The following is a 24641-nucleotide window of genomic DNA, read 5'->3' on the forward strand; positions in this document are numbered from 1 at the left end:
CACGTGTCAATATGGTAACCTATCAAGGTTCGCACCGACGCTGCCATGTGCAAGGCAAGCGATGCCGCAGGACCAACCTCGGATGCCTCAGGCACTGCCGTGTCGAATTCGCCGCGCTTGTTGATGATCCCGACAGGGCGAGGATCGCGGCACCGGGCATCCCTCTTGTCATTTTCCGCTTGGGTGTGTTCAACCTGACCGGCGCTTGGCTTGCGCCAGGCTTGGACGAGGTCGAAAGATGACACAGCATTTGCACACACCCCAAGGGCGGACGATCGCCTATCACCTGATCCGCGGCAGCGGTCCGACGGTGGTGTTCCTGGGCGGTTTCATGTCGGATATGGCTGGCACCAAGGCTGTCTTTCTTGAAGACTGGTGCCGCGCGCAGGGCCGCGCGTTCTTGCGGTTCGATTATTCCGGCCACGGCGAAAGCAGCGGCAGGTTTACCGATGGCACGATTGGCGACTGGTTTGCAGATGCCCGCGCCGCCCTGTCGTTGATCGACGGTCCGGTCGTGCTTGTCGGATCTTCGATGGGGGGCTGGATTTCACTGCTGCTGGCCCGCGAGATGCCCGCCAAGGTCGCCGGATTGGTCACCATTGCCGCCGCCCCCGATTTCACCGAAGACAGCATGTGGGCAGGCTTTGACGCCGATCAGCGTGCGGCGCTGGATCGTGACGGCCAAATCGCACTGCCTTCGGACTACGACGCCCCCTATACGATCACCCGCCGCCTGATCGAGGACGGGCGCGACAATCTGGTGTTGCGCAGCCCGCTGGATTTGCCCTTTCCTGTCAGGTTCCTGCAAGGCACGGCTGACGCAGATGTGGAAATGTCGGTGGCGCTGCGCCTGCTGGACCATGCCACGGGGGCTGACATGCGGCTGACGTTGGTGAAGGGGGCCGATCACCGCTTTTCCGATGATGCCTGCCTTGATCTGATCACCACGACTGTGGCGGATGTGATCGCGCGCGCGTGATCCGCCCGGCGCCGACGTCCCGTAATGCCAAAGCCCATAGGTGACGCAAGGTTTTGCTAGGGAAGTATTGCACGCCATGCGTAACCTTTCGAAAAACCGGGGGGACGTATGGCACTCACACTCATGCAAAGGGCGGGCTGGGGCCTTGCCGATATGGGCATCGTCGTCTTTGTCGTCGTCAAGCAACTGTTGGTCTTTGCCTTTCTGACCAGTCAGTTGGGCGTGCCGGTTGGATTGGCAGGGGCGGTGACCACGGCCGTGCTGATCTTTGACATCATCACCGACCCCTTGGTGGGGTATTTGTCAGACCACACCCAAAGCCGCTGGGGGCGCAGGTTTCCGTGGATGGCCACAGGTGCGGTCGTCATGGCGGCGGGGATGACGGGGATGTTCGCCGTGCCTGCCGGTTTGGGCATTGCCGGAAGTCTGACTTGGGTGATCGGCTTTTTCGTGATGGCGACAATCGGGTTCACGATGGTCGCGGTCCCCTACGGCGCGATGGCGGGCGAAATTACCCAAAACCCGCGCGAACGGTCCGCGATGACGGCGTGGCGCATGGGATTTGCCAGCATCGGCATCCTTGTGGGCGGGGCCTTGGTGCCCGGTTTGGCGGCGGGGATGGGCCACGCTTGGGCGGCGCTTGCTGTATCGCCATTGATCATTGGCGCCATCTGGGCGTCGATCTATCTGACGCGACGCGCCCCGCGGATCGCGCAGGCCACAACTGTCGATCCACGTGCGGTGATCACGCTGGTGCTTGGCAATCGTCCCTTTATGGCGCTGACCGTTCTTTATGGTGTGATGACGATGGCGATCGCGCTGATCACCGCAGGGCTGCCCTTTGGGGCGCTTTATTTGATCATCGACTCGGGCGATACATTTCTGTCGGGTGCGGCGCGGGCGCTGACGACCCTGAGCCTGATGTTTGCCGCCTTTGTCGTCGGCGCGATCCTGTCGCAGGCCGTCTGGGTCGCGCTGTCCCATGCCTTGGGCAAAATGGGCGCGCTGATCCTGGGCCTGTCACTGTATATCGTCTTGCTGGTCGTGCTGTTTTATCAACTGCCGTCGGTCGATGTCACCTTGATTGCCGGGCTTTTCGTGCTCGCCGGGATGGCGAACGGGGCCTATCAGCAAATTCCCTTTGCGATGTATCCCGACCTGATGGATATCACACGGGCCCAAAGCGGGCAGGCCATCGAAGGGGCGTTCAGCGCGATCTGGCTGTTTGGCCAAAAGGCCGCCAACGCGATCGCACCGCTGATCCTGGGGGGCATTCTGACGGCATATGGCTGGGTCGAAACGACAGAAACCATCACCGTGCAACCCAAGGCGGCGCTGGCTGCACTGCAGGTGTCAATCTCGCTTGTGCCGGCGGGAATCCTTGGGCTGGCCATCGTCGGATTACTGGCGTTTTATCGCCCCCACAGGGTGCATTAGCGCGGGATACGGTGCAGATTCGGGTTGCGCCCGCCGCGCAGGAACAGGCATCAATCGCGTGTCGCGCCCCGCAGCGGGGTGACAGGGGATGACATGAACGAACCACTGGTCTTACTTCCGGGCATGATGTGCGATGCACGCATTTTCGCGCCGCAAATATTTGCCCTATCGACCGATATGGCCGTCATGGCCGCGCCGATCACTCACGGTGAACGGATCGAGGAAATCGCCAGCCATATTCTGTCGCTTGCTCCGTCAAAGTTTGCGCTGGCGGGGTTATCGATGGGTGGCATCGTTGCGTTGGAAATCCTGCGGCGCGCGCCTGAACGGGTGACCCGACTGGCCTTGATGGATACCTCGCCAATGGCGGAATCCCCGGCCGAGGCCGCCGCGCGCGAGGTGCAGATTGTCGGCGCACGATCGGGACGGATGCTCGAGGTGATCCGCGACGATATGCTGCCCAACGTCTTGCGGCCCGGGCCGGAAAGGGGCGATCAACAGGCCTTGATGCTGGATATGGCGGCGGATTTGGGGCCAGAGGTTTTCGTGCGCCAGACCCGTGCGTTGCAGCGGCGGCGCGATCATCAGATGACCCTGCGCAAGATCCGCCAGCCCGCCCTGATCCTGTGTGGGGCCGATGACACGCTGACCCCGCCCAAACGCCACGAATTCATGGCGCAACTGATCGAATTTGCCCAATTGCGTGTGATTGACGGGGCGGGCCATTTGCCGGTTCTGGATCAGCCTGCCGCGGTCACGGCGGCGCTGCGCGACTGGATGAAACAACCGCTGGTGCTTCGATGAGCGTGAAATACGACAAATATTACAGCGAAGGGCCGGATGCGCTGGGGCCGCCCACGAAGATACTGACCGATTTCCTGACGGATCATCTGCCCGCCAAGGCGCGCGTTCTGGATGTGGGCTGCGGGCAGGGGCGCGATGCACTTTGGCTTGCGCGGCGGGGGCATCGCGTGGTCGGGATCGATATTTCGACGGTGGGAATCGGCCAGTTACGTGATCGCGCCAAGGCCGAAGGGCTGGATGTCACCGCCCATGTGGCAGATGTGGAAACCTTTGATCCGGATGGAGAATTTGACTGCGTGCTGTTTGATCGCACGCTGCACATGATCCTTGACGCGCCGCGCCGCAATGCAGGATTCGCCCGCCTTGCCGGGGCCGTCAAACAGGGCGGGTCATGCGTGGTTCTGGACGAGGCAGACAACATCGCCGGCTTGCTTGCGGAACTGCCCGAGGGCTGGTCGCAAATCTGGCGCCCAAAGGCGGGATTCGCCCTGCGCCGCGTGTAAGAAAGGGGTGCCGTAGCGCCCCGATCTGATCAAACGGCGACGTTCGCCAGCCCGGTATCGTGCGGCAGATCCTCGTGTTTGGCATTGCGCATCTTGCGGGTTGGATCGCCACTGTTTGCGTCGATGAAATCCAGCACAAGCGGGCGGATGTTGTTGCGCCAGCTGCGCCCGGCAAAGATGCCATAGTGCCCCGCACCCGGTTCAAGATGGGCGGCCTTTTTGTCGTCAGGCAGGCTTGTGAGCAGGTCCAGCGCGGCCAGACATTGACCGGGGGCGGAGATATCATCGTCCTCGCCCTCGACAATCTTGACGGCGACCGTTGTGATCTTGCCGAAATCGACTTTTTTGCCATCGACCCAGAAATCATTGCGGGCGATATCGCGCCCCTTGAAGATACGTTCAACCGTGGACAGGTAGAATTCCGCAGGCATATCCATCACGGCCAGATATTCATCATAAAAGGTGTTGTGCCTGTCATGTTCGCCGTCTTCGCCCTTGGCGACGCGCATGATCTGGTCCTTGAAGGCATCCGCGTGGGTTTCCCCATTCATCGAAATGAACGAAGCCAGTTGCAACAGCCCCGGATAGACCAGACGGCCCACGCCGGCGTATTTGAAACCGACCCGCTGGATCATGGTCTGTTCCAGTTGGCCCATCGTGACAGAGCGGCCAAAGTCGGTGACTTCGGTGTGGTTCGCTTCGGGGTCGACGGGGCCACCGATCAGGGTGAGGGACGCAGGCTGCGCCTTTGGGTCTTCCTCGGCCAGATAGGCGGTCGCGGCAAGGGTCAGTGGCACCGGCTGGCAGACGGCAATGACGTGAATATCGTTGCCAAGCGCCTTCATGAAATCAACAAGGTAGAGTGTATAATCCTCAACGTCGAACTTGCCCTCGCTGACCGGAATGTCGCGGGCATTGTGCCAATCTGTGATGTATACTTCGCAATCGACCAGCAGCGATTTCACGGTCTTGCGCAACAGCGTGGCATAGTGGCCCGACATGGGCGCGACCAGCATCACGCGGCGCTTCTTGGCCTTGCGGCCCGGCACGGCGAAATGGATCAGATCGCCAAACGGGCGTTTGACGACAGTGTTGATGCTGACCAGATGGTCCTTGCCATCCTCGCAGGTGAAGGTGCTGATGCCCCAATCGGGCTTGGCGACCATGCGGCTGAATGACCGTTCCGTCACCTCGCCCCACGCCTTGAGCATTTCCATGCCTGGGTTGGGCCAGAGCGCCACCGCCGGATAGGATGCAAATGCGCGTGCTGTCGCTCCCAACCATTGGTTGGTGTTGCGCATGCTTTCCATCAGGTCATAGGTCATCATATACTTCACAAAGACACCTCCGGGTGTTTGGCGCAGCAGGATAGCTTGGTGGCCTTGACGTTTCGTGAAGGTCAGGGCTGATGCTGCACCTGCAAACTAGGGGTGAAATTGCGATATGACAACTGAAGATTTAACCGACGACGCTACATCTAGCGAAAGCCTTGCCAAGCTTGAGGCAAATCTAGCCAAGATCGAAGGGTTGACGCAGCGTCTGGTCAATGCGCTCGCGAACAAACGCAGTGTGCCAAAGGATCTGCAAGGCCCCGACCAAGAGCTTTACGTCAAAGCAGCGACCAATTTTTGGACTGAAATGATGGCCAACCCTGCCAAGATGATCGAACATCAGGTCGGCTACTGGGGCAAAACCGTCAAACACTTTGTCGAAGCGCAACAGGAGCTGGCCAAGGGCAACCTTGTCGCCCCGCCCGATGACACCCCCACCGACAAACGTTTCGCCAATCCGCTGTGGCAGACCCACCCCTACTTCAACTTTGTGAAGCAGCAATACATGCACAATGTGCAGGCGGTTCACGCGGCGGTGGCCGAAATCGACGGGCTGGATGACAAGGACCGCAAGCGGTTGGAATTCTTCAGCAATCAGATCGTCGATATGTTCAGCCCGACGAATTTTCTGGCGACCAACCCCGATGCCTTGACCCTTGCCGTCGAAACCGAAGGCCAAAGCCTGCTGGACGGGCTGGAACATCTGGTTGCCGATCTCGAGGCGTCGGGGGGTGAATTGCAGGTCACGCTGGCCGACAAATCCGCCTTCAAGATTGGTGAGAACATCGCCACAACGCCCGGCGACGTGGTGTTCCGCAATCACCTGTTTGAACTGATCCAGTATCGCCCGACCACCGAAACGGTCTGTGAAACCCCGCTGATCCTGTTTCCGCCCTGGATCAACAAATTCTATATCCTTGATTTGAAAGAACAAAATAGCCTGATAAAATGGATCACCGATCAGGGCTATACACTGTTTGTCGTCTCTTGGGTGAACCCTGACGCAAGCTATCGCGACACCGACATGACCGACTATGTGCAGGACGGCTATCTGACAGCGATCGCCCAGGTCAAATCCATCTGCGACGTCAAAAAAGTCAACACCGTGGGCTATTGCATCGCCGGCACGACCCTATCGTTGACATTGGCCTTGATGAAGTCGCGCAAGGATAAATCAATCAATTCGGCGACCTTTTTCACGACCCTCACGGATTTTTCCGATCAGGGCGAAGTCGGCGTGTTCCTGAACGACGATTTTGTCGACGGGATCGAGGAGGAGGTGCAGAAAACGGGCATCCTTGAAAGTTTCTTCATGTCGCGCACCTTTTCCTATCTGCGCAGCAATGACCTGATCTATGGACCCGCCATCAAAAGCTACATGATGGGGCAGGCGCCCCCTGCGTTTGATCTGCTCTATTGGAACGGTGACGGCACCAACCTGCCGGGCAAGATGGCGGTGCAATACCTGCGGGGCCTGTGCCAAAGCGATAATTTTGCCAATGGCGAAGGTTTTGAAATTGCAGGGCAAAAGTTACACCTGAAAGATGTCGATGTGCCGCTCTGCGCGATCGCCTGCGAGACAGACCACATCGCCGCCTGGAAAAGCAGCTATCGCGGCGTGCAAAAGATGGGGGCAAAGAACAAGACCTTTATCCTGTCAGGATCCGGCCATATCGCAGGGATCGTGAACCCGCCCACCAAGGTCAAATATGGCTACTGGGTGAATGATGATCTGTCGCTGTCGCCCGAAGATTGGCAGGATACTGCCACGCAGCATGAGGGGTCGTGGTGGCCCCATTGGGAGAGCTGGCTGCGCAAGAAATCCGGCAAACAGGTGCCGGCCCGCAGCCCCGGCGATTCGTCCCATCCGGTGCTGTGTGACGCACCCGGAACCTATGTGTCGGCCACCCCGGACAAGTGACGCCGGGTTAAGTGTTTGATTTTGCAAGTGCAGAAAAAATATCATGCTGCAGTGCAGAAAAAACTTGAAATGCCGCACTGCAGCATGCATATTGGGGTTAGAAATTCACCGCGGGACACCGCAACCGACCCTGAAAGGTTCAGAGCAATGGCTAACACACAAGACTTCACCGCTGTCATGAAAGACATGATGGGCGCATTCCCCGTCGACACCAAAGCAATGGAAGAGCAGTTCAAGACGTCCACGACGCTTGCCGAAAAAATGTCTGCCGTCACACTCGACGCCGCTGGCAAATCTACAGAACTGTCCGCAAAGTGGGCACAGGACACGCTGGGCAAGCTGCAGGCGCTGACTGCTGCCAAGGCCGAGCCTGCCGACTATGCAAAATCCGTCACTGATTTCGCCTCCGCGTCTGCCGAAGCCGCTGCTGAAAACATGGCCGCTTTCGCTGAAATCGCGAAAAAGGTTCAGACCGAAACTCTGGAGCTGCTGATGGCCGCTGGCAAAGACATGTCCGAGGACATGACAACTGCCGCCAAGAAAGCAACTGCCGATGTGACTGCTGCCGCCAAGAAGGCAACATCGAAGTAAGATAAGGGAAATCTGACGGTCTTTCCTCCCTAAGACCGGACGACACCCGGGGGCGAGCCTGCAGTGCGCAGCTCGCCCTTTCTTTTTGTGCAAAGGCGGCATAGGCTTCTCTGCACTGCAACATATCCGGGGAGGATACCGTGGCCGAATCGAACAAGCCGCTGTTGATCAAGCGCTATGCGAGCCGCAGGCTCTATAATACCGAAACAAGCGACTATGTGACGCTTGAGGATATCGCAGGCTTTATCCGCGAGGGGCGCGAGGTGCAGATCGTTGATCTGAAATCCGGCGACGACCTGACCCGCCAGTATTTGCTGCAAATCATCGCCGAACACGAAAGCCGTGGTGAAAGCGTGCTGCCGGTCGATGTGCTGACCGACCTTGTGCGCAGCTACACATCGCAGGCCACATCGGTGGTGCCACAGTTTCTGGCGATGAGTTTCGACATGCTGCGCGACGGGCAATCCAAGATGGCCGAAAGTGTCGGTGTGATGAACCCCCTGTCCAAGATGCCCGGTTTCGACGCGATGCAAGCGCAGCAACAGGCGTTCTTCAAGGCGATGACCGGCGGGATGATGGGCGCGACCAAGCCCGAGGCCAAAACCGCGCCGGAACCCGAATCCGATGACCTTGATGACATCAAGGCCGAATTGGCCGCGCTCCAGGCGAAACTGTCCAAACTGGGCAAGTAAAGGCGCGTGCTATGGCGGCATCGACGGGCCGGATCACCCTGTGGGGCGTCGAGGTTTTCGTCGCCACCGCCGAAGAGGCAAGCATCAGCGCGGCGGCGCGCCGCCTTGGCACATCCGCCGCGACCGTCAGCCAGCAACTGACCAACCTTGAAGGCGCGATCGGCACGTCGCTGCTGAACCGGTCCGAACGCCCCGTGACATTGACCCCGGCCGGCGAGATGTTTCTGCGCCGCGCCAATACCATCCTCAACGAGGCCGATCAGGCCCGCGCTGAACTGGCAATGGCCGATCTGTCACGGCTCACGCGGTTCCGCCTTGGCATGATCGAGGATTTCGACGCCGATGTGACCCCGCGTTTGTTGTCGGACATGGCGGATACCCTGAAAAACTGCCAATTCCTGCTGGAAACCGGCGCATCGCACCGCCTGTTCGACCTGCTGGAAACCCGCGCGCTGGATGTGGTCGTGGCCACGGATATGGGCGCGGCCGCCCCCTGGATGGAAGTGCATCCGCTGTTGCAGGAACCCTTTGTCGTCGCCGTTCCAAAAGGCAGCGTGGCGGGCGATCCGGCACGCGCCTTGCGCCGCATGCCGCTTATTCAATATACCACCCGCCATCATATGGGCCGGATGATCGCCGCCCATCTGGCGCGGCAAAACCTGACGCTGGCCCATAAATTCGAGCTCGACAGCTATCACGCGATCATGGCGATGGTGGCAGCAGGTGCTGGCTGGACGATCCTGACGCCGCTGGGCTGGCTGCGCGCGCAGCGGTTTCGCGATAGCGTTGACGTGATCGCCATGCCCTTTGCGCCGCTGACGCGCGTGATTTCACTAACCGCGCGCCGCGATGTGCTGGGCGAGATGCCTGCCGGAATCGCGGCCCAACTGCGCCCCTTGCTGCAGGGGATGATCGTTGATCCCGCCCGCGCTGAATTGCCGTGGCTGGGTGATGATCTGGCGGTGCAGGGGGGCTAGCCCCCCGTCCTCTCGGACTCCCCCCCAGAGTTTTCCGACCAAGATGAAGAATTATGTGCCGAATGCCCGCGGGGTGCCCATCACCTCGGTCGCCGCGTCGCAGAGTGCGGCAGCGATGTAGCTGCAGTCGTCAAGGCCGAGACGTGCGGGCAGACGCACATCGCAGGCCTTCATCAGCATCGCGCGGGTTTTGGGCAGATCGGGCGTTTCAATGAACTGCCAGTTCCAAAAAGCGCGGGCGTTATCGGTCGACTGGCCAAAGACCTGCACCTTGACGCCGCGCACGGCTGCGGCCTTGGCAAAGGCGTCGGTTTCATCCGCCGTCAGGTCTATAAGGTTGAACTGGATACTGTCGGGCGCGCGGCTTTCGGGGGCAAGTGGAGGCGGCACATGCAGGTAGGGTGAAGCGTTGAGGCGCGCTGCGACGAAATCGTGGTTGCGCAACCCATCACGCACGCGGCGGGGCAATTCATCCAGTTGGGGGCGGATCACAGCCGCCGAGAGGTTGCCAAGCCGCTGATTGTAAAGCGGGAGCCTGTTCTGCCAGCGCGCAAAAGCATCCTGCAGGACGGGGTGTTTTTGCCAGTTATGTTCATAGGCGCCCGACATGATGACGGCGCGCGCGATCAGGTCGGGATCGTCGCTGACCATGATCCCGCCTTCGCCTGCATTCAGCAGCTTGTAGGACTGGAAACTGAAACAGCCGATCGCCCCGATCGTGCCGATATTGCGCCCGTGCCATGTGGTGCCGATGGAATGTGCCGCGTCCTCGATCACGGGGATTCCTGCGGCGTCACACAGCGCCATGATCGCATCCATATCGGATGTATGTCCGCGCATGTGGCTGATGATGACGGCCTGCACATCGGGCAGTTTGGCGGCAAAATCATCTATATCAAGGCGGTAATTATCGCCGCATTCGGCCAGAACGGGGATGCAATCGGCGTGCACGACGGCCGAAGGGACCGCGCCAAACGTAAAGGCAGGGATCAGGACGCGCGCATCGCGGGGCAGGGCAAGCGCCCTGAGCGACAGGAACAGGGCGGCCGAGCAGGACGACACGGCCAGCGCGAACCGCGCCCCGAGCATCTGCGCAAATTCCTGCTCCAGCAGGGTGACAGGCGCGTCCGATGCGGCCGTGTAGCGAAACAGATCGCCTGAATTGAGCAACTCCTGCACCGCCGTCATTGCGGCGGCGGGGATCGGTTCGGCATCGTAAACGTTGGGGGCTGGCATCGTGATTTCGGCTTTCCTGAAAGTGGAATTTTGATTTCCCTAACATGAAGCATGTGACAAATCCATGACAATCCCCGCGCGGACAACCAAAAGCTGATTTTCGCCGCTTAGAACCCCAGCCGGTCGCGCAGCCCGAACCAGGTGAGCGCCGCGCCTAGCATCGGCGCGCGCAGCATTGGCCCACCGGGAAAGCGCGGGGTCGGCAGGGTCGACAGGGTGTCGAAACGGCCCGCCTGTCCAGCCACGGCCTCGGCCATGACACGCCCGGCCAGACCCGAAAGTGCCACGCCATGCCCCGAAAACCCGCCCGCCGCGACCATATTGGGTCCTAGGTGTAGCAGGCAGGGCAAACGGGTTGCGGTAATCCCCAGCGTGCCGCCCCATGCATGATCAATCGCCATGCCGCGCAACTGCGGAAACATATGCTCCATTCGGCCGCGCAGCAGTCCGGCGATGTCGCGCGGGAACCCCAGACCTGCGTTGGCGCGCCCACCAAACAACAGGCGACCATCATCGGACAGGCGAAAGTAATTCACCACATGTTTGCTGTCGCTCACGGCGATGTCGCGTGCCAGCACGTCAGCCGCGCGCGTCCCCAAGGGGGCGGTGGCAATCATGAAGCTGTTGATCGGCAAGACCCGGGCGGCATATTTGCCAAACAGATGCGGGAGATATCCGTTCCCGGCAATAATCACATGATCGGCCCGCACACGCCCCTGTCCGGTGCGCACCAAGGCGGGTTGTCCGGCTTGCACGTCATGCACTTCACTGCGTTCGTGGATCATGGCGCCCGCCGCTTCGGCGGCATCTGCAAGGGCAAGGGCATAGCGCAGGGGATGCACGTGGCCCGCGCCCGTATCGACCAAGCCACCCTGATAAAGCGGTGATTTTACAATGCTTTGAAAGCTGTCACGCGTGTGCTTCTCGATGCCCTCATAGCCATATTCAAGGCGCAGAAAGTTCGCCTCGTCATGGAGGGCGCGCACCTCGGGGGCGGAATAGGCACCGGCGGCCACGCCGGATTTGAAGGTGGCATCAGGCGCATGGGCGGCGCAGAAATCGCGCACCATTGCCTTGCCCTCCTCGGCGAAATCCCACATGGCGCGGGCGGGGTCGCGGCCCAGACGTAGCGCAATCCAGCGGGGGCTTTTGTTAAACCCGGAACAGACCTGCCCGCCGTTGCGCCCCGATGCACCAAAGCCCACCCGGTGGGCGTCCAGCACGATCACCCGCAACCCCTTTTCGGCCAGCGTTTTTGCGGCCCACAGCCCCGTGTAGCCAGCGCCGATCACGCAGACATCGGCGTGTTGGTCACCGCGTAGTCCGGCCCGTTCGGGGCCGAAATCGACGCCCGCTGCATAGAAACTGGCGGGGTAGGTGGCGGGGCGGTCGTTGCGGTAAAGGGCGGTCATCTACGGGGCCTCGCGCAGATCGTAGTATTGCAGTTGGTAGGTTTCGGGCTGCGCGTCACGAATGCGCGCGCTGTCCGTGATACCCCCCGCAACGGTCAATTGATAGCATTGGGCGCAATCGCCACCCAGTTGCGCAGCGGTGAAACGGGTGAAACCGGCGGTGGTATCGACCTGCGTGAGGGTCAGATCACCGATCTGCCCCAGCACCTCGGGCGCGATCGTATCGGCCCCGTCAATCTGCACTGCGACGCCGTGAAACCGCACGTCGGGATAGGGGATAGGGGCACCGGCGCGCAGGATCGGGGCGGAATTGTCGATATCGCCGATGACTCCCAACCCCAGATCGGTGATTTCGACGCTTGCGACCGATGCGCCTTCGGGCAGGCTGTCTTGCACCGCTTGCCCTACCATTGCGCGGTGGGTTTCGATGTCAAACAGGGCCGATGCCGCGATACTGACCACCGGCAAATCAAGCGTCAGCTTGGGAACCTGACGCGGCGCAGGAAGGCCGTTTTCGGGGCGCAGGTCCAGAAAGCCGAAGTTCGGATCCTCGGTGACGGCAAGGATCGCAGCGAGGTATGCGTCATAATCGTTGAATTGCACCACTTGCGGGATCGCGCTGATCGCGCTGCCGATGTCGATGCCCGATACCTTGCATTCTGCCCCGCAGGCATACCCGGCGATGAACAGATCGTCACGATAAAGCGACAGGGTGGGCATGGCATCGGTCTGCGCCAACATCGCAGGGGTCAGAGGGGTCAGGCCATCGCCGATGATCGCGGCACTGTCTTGGGCGGCCAAGATCACCGATTGATCGCGCAAAACGACCGTTGCGTCCTCCGCTCCGTTTCGGATCATCAGGGCAAAGGTGCCGGTCTCAAGGTTCTGGTCGCGCAGAACGAAAACCGGATCAGGAGCAGGGGCGGGCTGCATCGCGACGGCCAGGGGCTGTGCGGGTTCAACTGGTGGACGGGTGCCAAACAGCATCCAGAACACCGGAACCAGAACCGCCAGCGGCGCGATAAAGAGCAGAAGTTTGCGTAACATCCTAGACGTTTAGCAACAAATGCTCCCGCTCCCAAGGGCTGATCACCTGCAGGAATTCAGTATATTCGGCCCGTTTGACAATCGAATAGACGCGGGCAAATTCCGGCCCCAGAACATCGTGCAATTCCTTGGCCTCGTCGAACAGATCAAGCGCGTCAAACAGGCTTTGCGGGATGTCGTCTTCGGCGTCATAGGCATCGCCGCGGAAACGTTTGTCGGGGCGGATGTCGTTCATCAGCCCCAGATATCCACAGGCAAGCGAGGCGGCGATGCACAGATAGGGGTTGCAATCCATCCCCGCGAGACGGTTTTCAATGCGCCGCGCTTCGGGCGAGGACACAGGAATACGGATACCGGTCGTGCGGTTGTCGCGGCCCCATTCCAGATTGATCGGGGCGGCGTGGTCACGCACATAGCGCCGGTAGCTGTTCACATAGGGGGCGATCACGGCGATGGCGGCGGGCATATGTTCCTGCAACCCGCCGATAAAGTTAAAGAACGCATCGGTTTCACCACCCTGCGGACCGGTAAAGATGTTCTTGCCGCTTTCCGTATCCACGACCGAGTGGTGAATATGCATCGCACTGCCCGGCTCGCCCTCGATCGGCTTGGCCATGAAGGTGGCGAAACAATCGTGTTTCAGCGCCGCCTCGCGGATCAGCCGTTTGAAATAGAACACCTCGTCGGCCAGTTTCACCGGATCGCCGTGCAGCAGGTTTATCTCAAGCTGCCCGGCGCCGCCTTCTTGGGTGATCCCGTCAATTTCGATGCCCTGGATTTCGGCGTATTCATAGATGTCGTCGATCACCGGGCCGTAGTCATCCACAGCGCTCATGGAGTAGGCCTGACGTCCGGCGGCGGGACGGCCCGTGCGGCCCATCATCGGCTCGATGGGTTTGGCGGGGTCAATGTTGCGGCCCACCAGGTAGAATTCCATTTCCGGGGCGACAACCGGTGTCCAACCCTGTTTGGCGTAAAGATCAACCACCCGTTTCAGGACGTTGCGCGGGGAAAATTCTACTGGGCGGCCTTTTTGATCAAATGCGTCGTGGATGACCTGCAATGTGCCATCCTCGGCCCAAGGCGCGGCGGTGGCCGTGGACAGATCGGGGCGCAGGTTCATGTCGGGTTCGACGAACCCTTCCGGGCCGGCCGCTTCGCCCCAATCCCCGGTGATCGTCTGGAAAAAGATCGAGTTGGGCAGGTGGAAATGCGCCTGTTTTTCCCATTTGGCAGCCGGAACGGCCTTGCCGCGCGCGATACCGGGCAGGTCGGCGATCACGCATTCGACCTCGTCCAAACGGTTGTTTTCAAGGTAGGTCTGCGTTGCCGCAGGTATCTGTTTGATCCAGTCTTTCATGACACGTCTCTTGTTTTGAAAAAGCGGGCGATCTTGTCGGCCAGCAGTTGATTGTCGACAGGTTGATCCAGCGTCGCGGTCGCTGCATTCAGCAGCGGATCGGGCACAACGCCCCTGCCACGGGTCTTGATCAAGCCGTCCATGAAGCGCGCGCCAAATTCCGGATGGGCCTGCACCGTAAAGGCGCGGTTGCCATAGGTCATTGCAGCATTGGCGCAAAAGGGGTTGCTGGCCAGGGGCGTCGCCCCTTGTGGCAGGGTGGTGACCTGATCCTGATGCCAGGCGTTCAGTGCAACCGTCTCGCCGCCCCAGTCATAGGTCTGACGGCCCACGGCCCAGCCCTTGTCGAATTTTTCGACGGTGCCACCCAGCGCCTGAGCGATGATCTGGTGGCCGAAACAGACGCCGACCATCGGGATACCTGCCGCGTATATCTCGCGGATCAAGGTCTCGAGGGGCGCGATGAACGGGTGGTCCTCGTAGCTGCCGTGCTTGCTGCCGGTGATCAACCAGCCGTCGGCATCAGTGATGGTGTTCGGAAATTCCATATCCACGACGCTATAGATATCAAAGTCGAAACCTTGCCCGGCCAACAGCTTTTCAAACAGTGACCCATAGTCACCAAGAGTCGGGCGCAACTCATCCGGTGAGTGGCCAGTTTGCAGAATACCGATTTTCATGATGCACCAGAGTTTGTATGGCCTGACGCTAATCCGAGAATTTGATCAAATCAAGCCCCCGCTAGCGGATGATCTGTGGCCGGATTTTCATTTTCACGCGCCTGTCGGAAGGCAAATGCCGGTTCAGATAACGGTTCACCAGCCCAAAACAGCCAATCACCGTCAGCGACAACAAAATGAAATATCCGGCCAGAATAGGGTAAGGCACGAACGGGTTGAACGTCTTGTCGGCGAAATAGTTGGCATAATAAAGCGCGTCACCGCGCTGTTGCCATGCGGGAAAGCCGCTGAAATAGACCAGCGTGGTAGCATGGAACAAAAAGATCGCCTCGTTGGTATAGGCGGGCCAGGCAAGGCGCAGCATCGTTGGCCAGATCACCCGGCGAAACCGGGCCCAGCCCGACAGCCCATAAGCATCCGCTGCCTCGACATCGCCCTTGGGGATGGAACGCAGCGCGCCGTAGAAAATCTCGCCTGTGTAGGCGGCGGTGTTCAGGAACAGCACGATCAGCGCCCCCAGCCAGGCCGAGGTGAAGGCGTCAAACATCGGGTTCACGCTTTTGAGGGACAGGAACAGGAAATAGGCAAAGAAGAACTGGATGAACAGCGGCGATCCGCGAAACACAAAGATGAACCATTCCGATGGTTTGCGCAGCCAGAAATGGCGCGATCCTTTGCCAAGGGCGACAATCGTGGCCAGAAAGAACCCGAACAACAGGGCGAATAGCCCGAAATAGATGTTCCAGATCATCCCCGAGCCAATCAGCGTGAACTGCTGGCAAAGCGTGAAATCGGTGCGCGGCAACAGACGCTCGCCAATCCCGAGAGATCGCAGACCATAGTCCATGATCGTTTGAACACAGCTCATGCCAGCCCCTTTCGCTGGGCTTCACCACCCGTGGTCGCCTGCCCGTGGGTGAGGCGGACCATCAGCCGTTCCAGCACAACTTCGGATAATTTGGTGAACAGAAGGTAGAACACCAATAACGCCCCGAAATACCAGATGCGCCAGTCGCCGTGGGGGTAGTCGGTGAACTGCGGTGTCTTCGTGCCGCCCAGTTCGCGCGCCCAGTAAACGATGTCCTCGACCCCCAGCAGGAACAACAGGGGTGTCGCCTTGATCAACACCATCCAGAGGTTCGACAGCCCCGGCAGGGCATAGACCCACATCTGCGGCACAAGGATGCGCCAGAACGTCTGGCGATGCGACATGCCGTATGCTTCGCCGGTTTCCATCTGCCCGTGCGGCACGGCGCGCATGGCCCCGAACAACACATTGGCGGCAAAGGCGCCAAACACGATGGCAAAGGTCAGCACCGCAAGGAAAAATCCATAGGTCTCATGCACCCATTGCGGGCTGTTGCCCAGGGGCAGCTTGGCCTGTTGGCAGACAATGAAATCATTGCCCTGGCGAATGGCATCGGGCCAGTCAGGGCATTTGACGCGGTGGCGGATGTATTCAAACATCTGGTCCAGCGCGATCACGAAAAACAGAAAAAACGCGATGTCGGGCACGCCGCGCACGATCGCTGTATAGGTCTTGCCGATCCAGCGCAGGGGCGCGATCCGGCTGCGGGCGGCAGACGCCCCCATGAACCCGAACGCCAGCGCCGTCGGCGCGGTAATCGCCAACAGCAGCAGAACCGTCCCGAAGGACTGGTAAAAGGCCATGTGTTTGCCTGTGGTCAGGTAGCAGGAAAGCCACGAAAGACCACTTAGCTGGCTGGGATCAGCGCAAAATTCAAAAATTGGGATACCCCGTGCGTTGGTGTGGCGGGGGCCGCATCAGCCGCCCCCGCCGCGTGTCAGCCTAGAATGTGCTGGCCACTTCCCATTTGGTGATCAGCGCGTTCAGCGAACCGTCTTCCTTCATGGAGGTGATCGCCGCGTCGAACTTGTCGCGCAGCTCGGTGTCGCTTTCGCGGATCCCCATGCCGACGCCGCCGCCGATCATGACTTCCTGCTCAAGCATCACCAGATCAGTCTGGCCTTCCATCGCGCCCACAAGGAACGATTTATCGGCGAAAACCGCGTCGGCCTCGCCGCCGCGCACGGCTGCGATGGTTTCTTCGGGGGTCGCAAATTCGACCAGCATCCAGCCTTGTTCAGCGATATAGCCCGCCTGAATGGTGCCGGTCTGGGCCGCGATCACACCGCTTGCCGGATCCACGTCAGCCGAGAGGGCCAAAAAGGATGTCGGATCAGCCGGGGTGTATTCCTGTGTGAAATCAATCACTTCGTCACGTTCGTCGGTGACCGACATCCCGGCGATGATGACATCGTAGTTGCCGGACACGAGGTTGGGGATAATGCTGTCCCACTCGTTGGTGACCCACTCGCAGGTCAGTTCGGCGCGCGCGCACAGCTCGTCGCCCAACTCGCGCTCAAAGCCGTCAACTTCGCCCGCGTCATTGAGGAAATTCCACGGAGGGTAGGCGCCCTCGGTGCCCATGCGCACAACGCTATGGCTTTCGGCAAACGCCATGCCAGCCGTAAAGGCCAGGGCGGCGGTGGAAAGGATCAGTTTTTTCATTTTCAATCTCCCGTTGATGAACTGATTGGTGGTTCAGGTGTCGTCGCGGGCTGGAAACCAGACCGCTGCGATATCGTTGATTGTGCCGTCGCTTAGCATGCCTGTCAGCACCAGATCGACCCGCGCACGCAGCGCGTCGTCGTCGGGGCGAAAGGCGATGGCGGTCGGGTCGACGGGCATGTCGATCGTGCTGACAACGCGCAGGTCACGGTATGTCGTCAGCAACATCCGCTCCAGATAGGTCGGGCTGCCAAAGGCCAATGTAGCCGCGCCGCTGCGCACCGCATCAAGCGCGTCCTGGCCGGTGCGGACCAGCATGACATCATTGCCAGAGCCGATCAGATGTTCCGAATAGACCGTGGCGGCCTGCACGGCGATCCGTGCGCCGGATGGGTCAATATCATCGCGCAAGCCCACAAATGCCGAGGCACCGGCGCCGCCGCCCAGATAGCCTCGGGAAAAGTCGACCCGCTGCGCGCGCGCCGCACTTGCGGCCATGCCACCGATGATCATGTCATAATCGCCGACCAAAAGCCCATCGATGATCCCGTCCCATTGCACGGTGACCCATTCACAATCGGCGCGCAGGCGGGCGCAAATCTCGTCGCCCATGTCCTTGTCAAAGCCCATCAATTCGCCGGAACCAGTGGCCATGATATAGGGGGCAAACCCTGCCTCGGTGCCGATACGCAGGGTTTCGGCGGTCGCCGGGGCGGCCAGCAGGACAAGGGCAAGCGCGCGGATCATGCCGCATTTCCTGCCGACAGGAACCCTTGCAAACGTTCGGTCTGCGGGTTGCCGAAAACGGCCTCGGGCGGGCCTTCTTCTTCGATCTTGCCCATGTGCAAAAACACCACGTGGTCGCTGACATCCGCAGCCAGACGCATATCGTGCGTGACGATGATCATGGTGCGCCCCTCGGCTGCCAAGTCCTTGATCACCTTGATGACTTCCTGCTCAAGCTCGGGGTCAAGCGCGCTCGTGGGTTCATCAAACAGCAACGCTTTTGGTTCCATGCACAGGGCGCGGGCGATGGCCGCGCGCTGTTGCTGGCCACCCGACAGCATCGCCGGATAGACATCGCATTTGTCGCCGATCCCGACCTTGTCAAGATAGCCGCGCGCCGCTTTTTCCACGTCTGCGCGGTCGCGTTTCAGCACCGTTACCGGCGCTTCCATCACGTTTTCAAGGATCGTCATATGCGCCCAAAGATTGAACTGCTGGAATACCATGGACAGATTCGTGCGGATCCGGATCATCTGCGCGCGATCACCGGGGTGGCGGCCAAGGCCGTGCCCCTTCCATTTGACCGGTTCGCCGCAAAACAACACATCGCCCTGCTGGCTGTCTTCCAGCAGATTGGCGCAGCGCAGCAATGTCGATTTTCCCGACCCCGAAGACCCGATCAGGCTGACCACATGGCCGGCAGGCGCGGCAATATCCACACCCTTGAGCACCTCAAGCGCGCCGTAGGATTTGTGCAGATCGCGAATTTCGATCACGGGGGTATTTTCGGTCATAGGTCGGCAGACATCCCTGTTTGACATGGGATTAGGGCGCATTTTCAAACCGATTGCAACGACTCGCTGGTCAATGACCCTACGTTAACGGCAAATCGCCCGCGACAAGCGGTGGAAGCGGCAGATTGTAGGCCGATTCATGCAATTGGACGATGCCACGCAGGCCCAGAACCTCGCGGTGCGGTTGTGGCATGGCATCAATGGCGGCGCAAATCGCGGTGCGAAGCGGGGCCGGATCGTTGTCGCGCGCGGTGATGAATGTCAGCGCAGGCGAAGGATTACTATGGCCGATGACCCGCAGCCCCGTCATGTCAGGTTCCCATCGTTGCAGGTCGCGCCAGGTGACAGCATCAAGCGCTGCAAGATCAGCTTTGCCCGACAGAACGGCGCGCGCACTGGCCAGATGCGCGCCGGTTTCCAGATGCGGGGCAAAGGCAAATCCGCGCGCCTGCGCCCAAAGCTGCGGCGCGCCCCACCCTGACTGCGACAGGGCATCGTTATAGGCAAAGCGGTGACTACGGGCCTTGTCCGGGGATTGCACCGGATCTTCGGCGCGCACCAGAAACACGCTGTGATAATAGCCGCTGGCAACGCCATCCAGCCCGTAGTCGGCCGCGCCGACAAGCGTGACCCGGCCTTGAAACTGCGCGCGGTAAGGCAGGTTGCAGATCATCCCAAGGGTCAAAGCGGGGTGCTGCCAACTGGCGATATGATCAATGTCATGATCAAGGGTATCGGGGGCGGCATGGCCGACGGCGCGCAAATCATCGCGCACCATGGCCCAAAACGCCTCATGTGCCGCGCGGTTTTCGGCGCGCGCATACATCGGCAGGGCGGCGATCACGCCTTGCGCGCCTCGACCTCTTGCCGCAATGCGCCGCTTTCCTGATCGGTGATGCCCAGCATCGGCGCGACCATGCGCAGCAGGCTGTCTTCTTCGGGGCGGCGCACCCCGTCCGCCAGCACGATTTCCCAAAAGGCGGAAATCACGGCGGCGCGGTCCTCATAGGGGACGACATCCTTGATGGCGCGGGTAAAGCGCACGGTGTCGGGCGCATCATGTTCGATATGTTCGCACTCAGCGCGCAGCTTGGCGGCGGCGACCACATCGAGATCATAGCGCTTTGCCAAAATCCGGTCGATCCGCGCGATTTCCTCGGCGCGATACGCGCCATCGGCCTTGGCGATACGCACCAGCATGGCACCGATCGCAAGGCGGGCATCGGCATCGTCAACGGGGGTTTCAGCAGGGCCGGTCAGGCGTTTGAAGAATTCTGCGAACATGGGTAACCTTCCTATACCAGACGCGACGTTTCAACCGCAGCCCGCACGAAATCGGCAAACAACGGGTGTGGAGCAAAGGGTTTTGACTTCAGCTCGGGGTGGAACTGCACACCGATAAACCACGGATGATCCTGCCATTCGACAATTTCCGGCAAGCGGCCATCGGGTGACATTCCCGAAAACGTCAGACCGCATTTTTCCAGTGTTTCGCGGTATTTCGTATCGACCTCGTAGCGGTGACGGTGGCGTTCCTCGATTGCGGTGGTGCCATAAACCTGGGCGACTTTGGATCCGTCTTTCAGGGCCGCGTCATAGGCGCCCAGACGCATCGTGCCGCCCTTATCGTCACCCGCTTTGCGGCGCACCGTGTGGTTGCCCTGCACCCATTCCTTGAGGTGGTAAACCACAGGCTCAAAACGCTTTTTGCCCGCTTCGTGGTCAAACTCCTCGGACCCGGCGGTGGTCAGTCCGGCGACATTGCGCGCCGCCTCGATCACGGCCAGTTGCATGCCCAGACAGATGCCCAGATAGGGGATTTTCTTTTCGCGGGCGAATTGTGCCGCCTTGATCTTGCCCTCGGTGCCACGTTCGCCAAAGCCGCCGGGCACAAGGATCGCATGCAGCCCGGCAAGGGCGGGCCCGGCGTCTTCGCTGTCAAACGTTTCTGCGTCGACCCATTTCACATTGACCTTGACGCGGTTGGCCATGCCACCGTGGGTCAGCGCCTCCTTGATGGATTTATAGGCATCCTCAAGCTGCACATATTTGCCGACGATGGCGATATTCACCTCGCCATCGGTGTTATGAATGCGGTCGGCAACGTCCTCCCAGACGCCAAGGTCCGGCTTGGGCGCGGGGGAGATGTTGAAAGCGTCCAGCACCGCCTGATCCAACCCCTGTTCATGATAGGCCAACGGCGCCTCGTAGATCGATTTCAGATCATAGGCGGCGATCACGGCATCGGTGCGCACATTGCAGAACAGGCCGATCTTGGCGCGTTCCTTGTCGGGAATCGGATGTTCAGAACGACAAACCAGCACGTCGGGCGCGATCCCGATACTGCGCAATTCCTTGACGCTGTGCTGGGTGGGTTTTGTTTTCAGTTCACCCGAGGCGGCCAGATAGGGCAACAACGTCAGATGCATGAAAATGCACTGGCCACGCGGTTTGTCCTGGGAAAACTGGCGGATCGCCTCGAAAAAGGGCAGGGCCTCGATATCGCCGACGGTGCCGCCGATTTCACAGAGCATGAAATCAACCTCGTCCTCGCCGATGCTGATGAATTCCTTGATCTCGTCGGTGACATGCGGGATCACCTGAATGGTCTTGCCCAGATAATCCCCACGCCGTTCTTTTTCCAACACGGTGGAATAGACGCGCCCCGACGAAATGGAATCCGTGTTGCGCGCAGCGACGCCGGTAAAACGCTCGTAGTGACCAAGGTCCAGATCGGTTTCCGCACCATCGTCCGTCACGAATACTTCGCCATGTTCAAAGGGTGACATCGTGCCCGGATCGACATTCAGATAGGGGTCAAGCTTGCGCAGGCGCACCGAAAATCCGCGCGCCTGTAACAGCGACCCAAGCGCAGCCGAAGCCAACCCTTTGCCAAGCGAGGAGACAACGCCGCCGGTAATAAAAATGAAACGCGCCATTGGCCGCAAACCCCCGTGAAGTGCACCCGAAATCGGGCAAATTATCTGGAAAAGCGACCCGTCAGAATCGCATCATCACGGGATTTAAGTATATCCGCAAATGCGCCCGCAACGCAACCTGTGACCCAAGATCATGTTGGCGCCGCAGCTGCAACGCCAACCCCTTGTGGTCAAACAGTCACTTAGTTGGCGTCAGGCACCAATGGCTGCGCCGGATCAGTGGGCGGTAACAGGCTTCCGCCACCCAGCGGGGCGTCCAGTGTCACATCTTCGATGGTGATAGGAACATCGCCGTCCACAACCGACCCGCCAACGGAATCGCGCGCGGCAATAATTGTCAGCGCGACCGAGGTGATGATGAAGGCAATCGCGAGGACCCAGGTGATCTTGCCCATAGCCGTCCCGGCTGAACGGCCCGTCATCGCGCCGCCACCGCCGCCGCCAATGCCAAGCCCGCCACCTTCGGAGCGCTGCAACAGCACCACGCCGATCAGCGTCAACGCGAGGATCAGATGAACGACAAGAACGACATTTTCCATGAGTGTGGCCTTAGTGGACTGGGACGGGTGGTATCTAGAAGCTGATTGCCTGTCCCGCAACCCCTAGTTCACTCATCGACATCATCCATGTCGGCCTGACCTGACAGGCGACGGCGCACATGGCTCCACGACAGGCCCACGCCAAGGACCAGTGACATGGCGGTCAGGCCAATCCATGTGTTGGCGCTGGGATTCTGGAATGACAGCCAGCCCATGTCATACCCGACCCAAAGCAGCGCCGCGACCACCGCCAGCACCAGAAACATGCCCAGGCCGCCGATGCTGCGCAGGGTCGCGCGCAAATAGATGATGTAACCCACCAGCAGCACCAGCGCGGCCAGAACGGTGACCGAAAGCTGCGTTTGGTAATTTGCCATGCTCCAGCGCAGAAAGTTCCACTGCGTCGGATTATATGTCGCGGCCAACAGAACAAAGGCAAACAGCCAGCGCAGCACAAATCCCATCATGGTTCCTTTCCCTGTTGCGGGTAATTTGGCGGGGCTGCGCGCGCCTGTCTACCCTGTGGGCGCAGTTTGCGGTTTCGCCCCGCCCCGCGTGGCGATATACGGACGCGGGTTTGACCGGATAGGAATCTTTGAACATGGCGAATGTGGTGGTTGTCGGCGCACAGTGGGGCGACGAAGGCAAAGGCAAGATCGTGGATTGGCTGTCCGAACGCGCCGATGTCATCGCGCGCTTTCAGGGTGGGCATAACGCGGGCCATACGCTGGTGATTGATGGCAAGGTCTACAAGCTGCACGCGCTGCCCTCGGGTGTTGTGCGCGGCGGCAAACTGTCGGTGATCGGCAACGGCGTCGTGCTGGACCCCTGGCACCTGTTGGGCGAAATTGAAACGATCCGTGACCAGGGCGTGACGATTGATGCACAAACCCTGATGATTGCCGAAAACACGCCGCTGATCCTGCCTTTCCACGGCGAATTGGACCGCTTGCGCGAAGAAGCCGCCAGCGCGGGGACCAAGATCGGCACCACAGGGCGCGGCATTGGCCCGGCTTATGAAGACAAGGTCGGGCGCCGTTCGATCCGCGTCGCTGATCTCGCGGACGATGCAACTCTTGTGGCGCGCGTTGACCGGGCATTACAGCACCATAACCCGCTGCGTCGCGGCCTTGGCTTTGACCCGGTGGACCGCGATGCCCTGATCGCTCAACTGCGTGAGATTGCTCCGAAAATCCTGCCCTTTGCCGCCCCCGTTTGGAAAGTTCTGGCTGAAAAACGCAAAGCCGGCAAACGCATCCTGTTTGAGGGGGCGCAGGGCGCGCTTTTGGACATCGACTTTGGCACCTATCCTTTCGTGACCTCGTCCAACGTGATCGCAGGGCAGGCCGCGACCGGTGTCGGGCTTGGCCCCACCGCGATTGACTACGTCCTTGGGATCGTCAAAGCCTATACGACCCGCGTGGGCGAAGGCCCGTTTCCCACCGAACTGGAAGATGCGGACGGCCAGCGCCTTGGCGAACGCGGCCATGAATTTGGCACGACCACGGGGCGCAAACGCCGCTGCGGCTGGTTTGATGCGGCCTTGCTGCGCCAGACCTGCGCGACATCCGGGATCACCGGAATTTGCCTCACCAAACTGGATGTGCTCGACGGGTTCGAGACGCTGAAAATATGTGTTGGATATGATCTGGACGGCAGGCACCTTGATTACCTTCCCACCGCCGCTGATCAGCAGGCCCGCTGCACACCCGTTTACGAAGAAATGCCGGGCTGGTCGGAATCAACCGAAGGCGCGCGCAGCTGGGCTGATTTGCCAGCCAATGCGATCAAATACGTGAAGCGGATCGAAGAACTGATCGAATGTCCGGCGGCGCTTGTGTCCACCTCGCCCGAACGCGAGGACACGATCCTTGTCACTGATCCGTTTGCGGACTGATGGCGATGTCGCACAAAGCCAAAAAACGCTGGGCGCTGGTGATCCTGCTGGTCGGGCTGCCTGCTTATATTGCCGTAAGTGTCAGCGTCCTCAACTGGCTATACCCCGATCCCGACGCGCGCGCGCCAATCTGGGTCGAACTGGGTATCTACATCGGGCTGGGCGTGCTGTGGGTGTTCCCGTTGAAATTCGTGTTCAAGGGGATCGGGCAGGACGATCCGGACGCCTAGCTTTCCAATATAG

26 protein-coding genes are annotated in these 24641 nt (G+C 60.2%); 10 read left to right on the forward strand and 16 right to left on the reverse strand.

The window, feature by feature from the left end; all coding sequences use genetic code 11:
- The first annotated feature begins 238 nt into the window (after nt 1-238).
- The 4 genes from FTO60_RS04795 to FTO60_RS04810 all read left to right on the forward strand — a co-directional run bounded on the left by FTO60_RS04795 (nt 239) and on the right by FTO60_RS04810 (nt 3723).
- Nucleotides 239-979 (forward strand): carboxylesterase, encoded by a 741-nt coding sequence (locus tag FTO60_RS04795; protein WP_148054901.1) that lies wholly within the window; start codon nt 239-241, stop codon nt 977-979.
- A 108-nt stretch (nt 980-1087) separates the two neighbouring features.
- Nucleotides 1088-2416 (forward strand): MFS transporter, encoded by a 1329-nt coding sequence (locus FTO60_RS04800; RefSeq protein WP_148054902.1) that lies wholly within the window; start codon nt 1088-1090, stop codon nt 2414-2416.
- A gap of 93 nt (nt 2417-2509) precedes the next feature.
- On the forward strand, nt 2510-3220 hold the full coding sequence (locus FTO60_RS04805) for an alpha/beta fold hydrolase (protein ID WP_148054903.1): 711 nt from the start codon (nt 2510-2512) through the stop codon (nt 3218-3220).
- Complete coding sequence (locus FTO60_RS04810) at nt 3217-3723, forward strand: class I SAM-dependent methyltransferase (protein ID WP_148054904.1); 507 nt, start codon at nt 3217-3219, stop codon at nt 3721-3723. Before FTO60_RS04805 ends, FTO60_RS04810 begins: the two co-directional genes overlap by 4 nt.
- Nucleotides 3724-3752: 29 nt before the next feature.
- Here FTO60_RS04810 and phaZ read toward each other — a convergent pair whose 3' ends face one another.
- Entirely contained in the window at nt 3753-5060 is a 1308-nt protein-coding gene (gene phaZ, locus FTO60_RS04815; protein ID WP_148054905.1) for a polyhydroxyalkanoate depolymerase, read from the reverse strand.
- Between the two features lie 106 nt (nt 5061-5166).
- On the opposite strand from phaZ, the gene phaC reads away from it, so the two are divergent.
- From phaC to FTO60_RS04835, 4 genes are all read left to right on the forward strand, one after another.
- Complete coding sequence (gene phaC / locus FTO60_RS04820) at nt 5167-6975, forward strand: alpha/beta hydrolase (RefSeq protein WP_148054906.1); 1809 nt, start codon at nt 5167-5169, stop codon at nt 6973-6975.
- Between the two features lie 147 nt (nt 6976-7122).
- Nucleotides 7123-7566 (forward strand): phasin family protein, encoded by a 444-nt coding sequence (locus FTO60_RS04825; RefSeq protein ID WP_148057049.1) that lies wholly within the window; start codon nt 7123-7125, stop codon nt 7564-7566.
- A 140-nt stretch (nt 7567-7706) separates the two neighbouring features.
- Nucleotides 7707-8258 (forward strand): polyhydroxyalkanoate synthesis repressor PhaR, encoded by a 552-nt coding sequence (phaR, locus tag FTO60_RS04830; protein WP_148054907.1) that lies wholly within the window; start codon nt 7707-7709, stop codon nt 8256-8258.
- Between the two features lie 11 nt (nt 8259-8269).
- A complete protein-coding gene (locus FTO60_RS04835) occupies nt 8270-9235 on the forward strand; it encodes a LysR family transcriptional regulator (protein ID WP_148054908.1) in 966 nt (321 codons plus the stop codon).
- Between the two features lie 51 nt (nt 9236-9286).
- Here the strand turns inward: FTO60_RS04835 and FTO60_RS04840 are convergent, their stop codons facing one another.
- The 15 genes from FTO60_RS04840 to FTO60_RS04910 all read right to left on the reverse strand — a co-directional run bounded on the left by FTO60_RS04840 (nt 9287) and on the right by FTO60_RS04910 (nt 22965).
- Nucleotides 9287-10477, reverse strand: a complete 1191-nt coding sequence (locus tag FTO60_RS04840; protein ID WP_148054909.1) for a DegT/DnrJ/EryC1/StrS aminotransferase family protein — start codon at nt 10475-10477, stop codon at nt 9287-9289.
- A gap of 101 nt (nt 10478-10578) precedes the next feature.
- Nucleotides 10579-11883: an FAD-binding oxidoreductase gene (locus FTO60_RS04845; RefSeq protein WP_148054910.1), complete on the reverse strand. Its 1305-nt coding sequence runs from the start codon at nt 11881-11883 to the stop codon at nt 10579-10581.
- Nucleotides 11884-12930 carry a hypothetical protein gene (locus FTO60_RS04850; protein ID WP_148054911.1) on the reverse strand — a complete coding sequence of 349 codons (1047 nt, stop codon included), beginning with the start codon at nt 12928-12930 and terminating at the stop codon, nt 11884-11886.
- A 1-nt stretch (nt 12931) separates the two neighbouring features.
- Nucleotides 12932-14290 carry a glutamine synthetase family protein gene (locus FTO60_RS04855; protein ID WP_148054912.1) on the reverse strand — a complete coding sequence of 453 codons (1359 nt, stop codon included), beginning with the start codon at nt 14288-14290 and terminating at the stop codon, nt 12932-12934.
- The gene (locus FTO60_RS04860) at nt 14287-14970 is read right to left on the reverse strand and encodes a type 1 glutamine amidotransferase (protein WP_148054913.1); all 684 of its coding nucleotides are present in this window, start codon (nt 14968-14970) and stop codon (nt 14287-14289) included. Before FTO60_RS04860 ends, FTO60_RS04855 begins: the two co-directional genes overlap by 4 nt.
- 61 nt (nt 14971-15031) lie before the next feature.
- Entirely contained in the window at nt 15032-15838 is an 807-nt protein-coding gene (locus tag FTO60_RS04865; RefSeq protein ID WP_148054914.1) for an ABC transporter permease, read from the reverse strand.
- Nucleotides 15835-16719 carry an ABC transporter permease gene (locus tag FTO60_RS04870; protein WP_148054915.1) on the reverse strand — a complete coding sequence of 295 codons (885 nt, stop codon included), beginning with the start codon at nt 16717-16719 and terminating at the stop codon, nt 15835-15837. The genes FTO60_RS04865 and FTO60_RS04870 overlap by 4 nt, the downstream gene beginning before the upstream one ends.
- Before the next feature lie 61 nt (nt 16720-16780).
- Nucleotides 16781-17503: a transporter substrate-binding domain-containing protein gene (locus FTO60_RS04875; RefSeq protein ID WP_148054916.1), complete on the reverse strand. Its 723-nt coding sequence runs from the start codon at nt 17501-17503 to the stop codon at nt 16781-16783.
- Between the two features lie 33 nt (nt 17504-17536).
- Entirely contained in the window at nt 17537-18250 is a 714-nt protein-coding gene (locus tag FTO60_RS04880) for a transporter substrate-binding domain-containing protein (protein WP_148054917.1), read from the reverse strand.
- Nucleotides 18247-19023, reverse strand: a complete 777-nt coding sequence (locus tag FTO60_RS04885; protein WP_148054918.1) for an ABC transporter ATP-binding protein — start codon at nt 19021-19023, stop codon at nt 18247-18249. Before FTO60_RS04885 ends, FTO60_RS04880 begins: the two co-directional genes overlap by 4 nt.
- A gap of 79 nt (nt 19024-19102) precedes the next feature.
- Complete coding sequence (locus FTO60_RS04890) at nt 19103-19867, reverse strand: phosphate/phosphite/phosphonate ABC transporter substrate-binding protein (protein WP_148054919.1); 765 nt, start codon at nt 19865-19867, stop codon at nt 19103-19105.
- The gene (locus FTO60_RS04895; protein ID WP_148054920.1) at nt 19864-20307 is read right to left on the reverse strand and encodes a TerB family tellurite resistance protein; all 444 of its coding nucleotides are present in this window, start codon (nt 20305-20307) and stop codon (nt 19864-19866) included. Before FTO60_RS04895 ends, FTO60_RS04890 begins: the two co-directional genes overlap by 4 nt.
- 11 nt (nt 20308-20318) lie before the next feature.
- Nucleotides 20319-21962, reverse strand: coding sequence for a CTP synthase (locus FTO60_RS04900; protein WP_148054921.1), 1644 nt, complete (start codon nt 21960-21962; stop codon nt 20319-20321).
- Between the two features lie 182 nt (nt 21963-22144).
- On the reverse strand, nt 22145-22501 hold the full coding sequence (secG, locus tag FTO60_RS04905; protein ID WP_148054922.1) for a preprotein translocase subunit SecG: 357 nt from the start codon (nt 22499-22501) through the stop codon (nt 22145-22147).
- Nucleotides 22502-22569: 68 nt separating this feature from the next.
- Entirely contained in the window at nt 22570-22965 is a 396-nt protein-coding gene (locus FTO60_RS04910; protein WP_148057050.1) for a DUF6524 family protein, read from the reverse strand.
- A gap of 137 nt (nt 22966-23102) precedes the next feature.
- On the opposite strand from FTO60_RS04910, the gene FTO60_RS04915 reads away from it, so the two are divergent.
- Together FTO60_RS04915 and FTO60_RS04920 are read left to right on the forward strand one after the other, a co-directional pair.
- Nucleotides 23103-24398, forward strand: a complete 1296-nt coding sequence (locus tag FTO60_RS04915) for an adenylosuccinate synthase (protein WP_148054923.1) — start codon at nt 23103-23105, stop codon at nt 24396-24398.
- Nucleotides 24398-24628 (forward strand): DUF2842 domain-containing protein, encoded by a 231-nt coding sequence (locus FTO60_RS04920; protein ID WP_148054924.1) that lies wholly within the window; start codon nt 24398-24400, stop codon nt 24626-24628. The genes FTO60_RS04915 and FTO60_RS04920 overlap by 1 nt, the downstream gene beginning before the upstream one ends.
- The last annotated feature ends 13 nt before the right edge of the window (nt 24629-24641 follow it).

This window comes from Octadecabacter sp. SW4 (assembly GCF_008065155.1).
Taxonomy (GTDB): domain Bacteria; phylum Pseudomonadota; class Alphaproteobacteria; order Rhodobacterales; family Rhodobacteraceae; genus SW4.

Excerpts from the sequence above, each read along its gene's own strand:
- FTO60_RS04795 (WP_148054901.1), top strand. The coding sequence starts at position 239 with ATGACACAGCATTTGCACACACCCCAAGGGCGGACGATCGCCTATCAC.
- FTO60_RS04800 (WP_148054902.1), top strand. The coding sequence starts at position 1,088 with ATGGCACTCACACTCATGCAAAGGGCGGGCTGGGGCCTTGCCGATATG.
- FTO60_RS04805 (WP_148054903.1), top strand. The coding sequence starts at position 2,510 with ATGAACGAACCACTGGTCTTACTTCCGGGCATGATGTGCGATGCACGC.
- FTO60_RS04810 (WP_148054904.1), top strand. The coding sequence starts at position 3,217 with ATGAGCGTGAAATACGACAAATATTACAGCGAAGGGCCGGATGCGCTG.
- phaC (WP_148054906.1), top strand. The coding sequence starts at position 5,167 with ATGACAACTGAAGATTTAACCGACGACGCTACATCTAGCGAAAGCCTT.
- FTO60_RS04825 (WP_148057049.1), top strand. The coding sequence starts at position 7,123 with ATGGCTAACACACAAGACTTCACCGCTGTCATGAAAGACATGATGGGC.
- FTO60_RS04835 (WP_148054908.1), top strand. The coding sequence starts at position 8,270 with ATGGCGGCATCGACGGGCCGGATCACCCTGTGGGGCGTCGAGGTTTTC.
- FTO60_RS04845 (WP_148054910.1), bottom strand. The coding sequence starts at position 11,883 with ATGACCGCCCTTTACCGCAACGACCGCCCCGCCACCTACCCCGCCAGT.
- FTO60_RS04850 (WP_148054911.1), bottom strand. The coding sequence starts at position 12,930 with ATGTTACGCAAACTTCTGCTCTTTATCGCGCCGCTGGCGGTTCTGGTT.
- FTO60_RS04855 (WP_148054912.1), bottom strand. The coding sequence starts at position 14,290 with ATGAAAGACTGGATCAAACAGATACCTGCGGCAACGCAGACCTACCTT.
- FTO60_RS04860 (WP_148054913.1), bottom strand. The coding sequence starts at position 14,970 with ATGAAAATCGGTATTCTGCAAACTGGCCACTCACCGGATGAGTTGCGC.
- FTO60_RS04865 (WP_148054914.1), bottom strand. The coding sequence starts at position 15,838 with ATGAGCTGTGTTCAAACGATCATGGACTATGGTCTGCGATCTCTCGGG.
- FTO60_RS04875 (WP_148054916.1), bottom strand. The coding sequence starts at position 17,503 with ATGAAAAAACTGATCCTTTCCACCGCCGCCCTGGCCTTTACGGCTGGC.
- FTO60_RS04880 (WP_148054917.1), bottom strand. The coding sequence starts at position 18,250 with ATGATCCGCGCGCTTGCCCTTGTCCTGCTGGCCGCCCCGGCGACCGCC.
- FTO60_RS04885 (WP_148054918.1), bottom strand. The coding sequence starts at position 19,023 with ATGACCGAAAATACCCCCGTGATCGAAATTCGCGATCTGCACAAATCC.
- FTO60_RS04895 (WP_148054920.1), bottom strand. The coding sequence starts at position 20,307 with ATGTTCGCAGAATTCTTCAAACGCCTGACCGGCCCTGCTGAAACCCCC.
- FTO60_RS04900 (WP_148054921.1), bottom strand. The coding sequence starts at position 21,962 with ATGGCGCGTTTCATTTTTATTACCGGCGGCGTTGTCTCCTCGCTTGGC.
- secG (WP_148054922.1), bottom strand. The coding sequence starts at position 22,501 with ATGGAAAATGTCGTTCTTGTCGTTCATCTGATCCTCGCGTTGACGCTG.
- FTO60_RS04910 (WP_148057050.1), bottom strand. The coding sequence starts at position 22,965 with ATGGGATTTGTGCTGCGCTGGCTGTTTGCCTTTGTTCTGTTGGCCGCG.
- FTO60_RS04915 (WP_148054923.1), top strand. The coding sequence starts at position 23,103 with ATGGCGAATGTGGTGGTTGTCGGCGCACAGTGGGGCGACGAAGGCAAA.
- FTO60_RS04920 (WP_148054924.1), top strand. The coding sequence starts at position 24,398 with ATGGCGATGTCGCACAAAGCCAAAAAACGCTGGGCGCTGGTGATCCTG.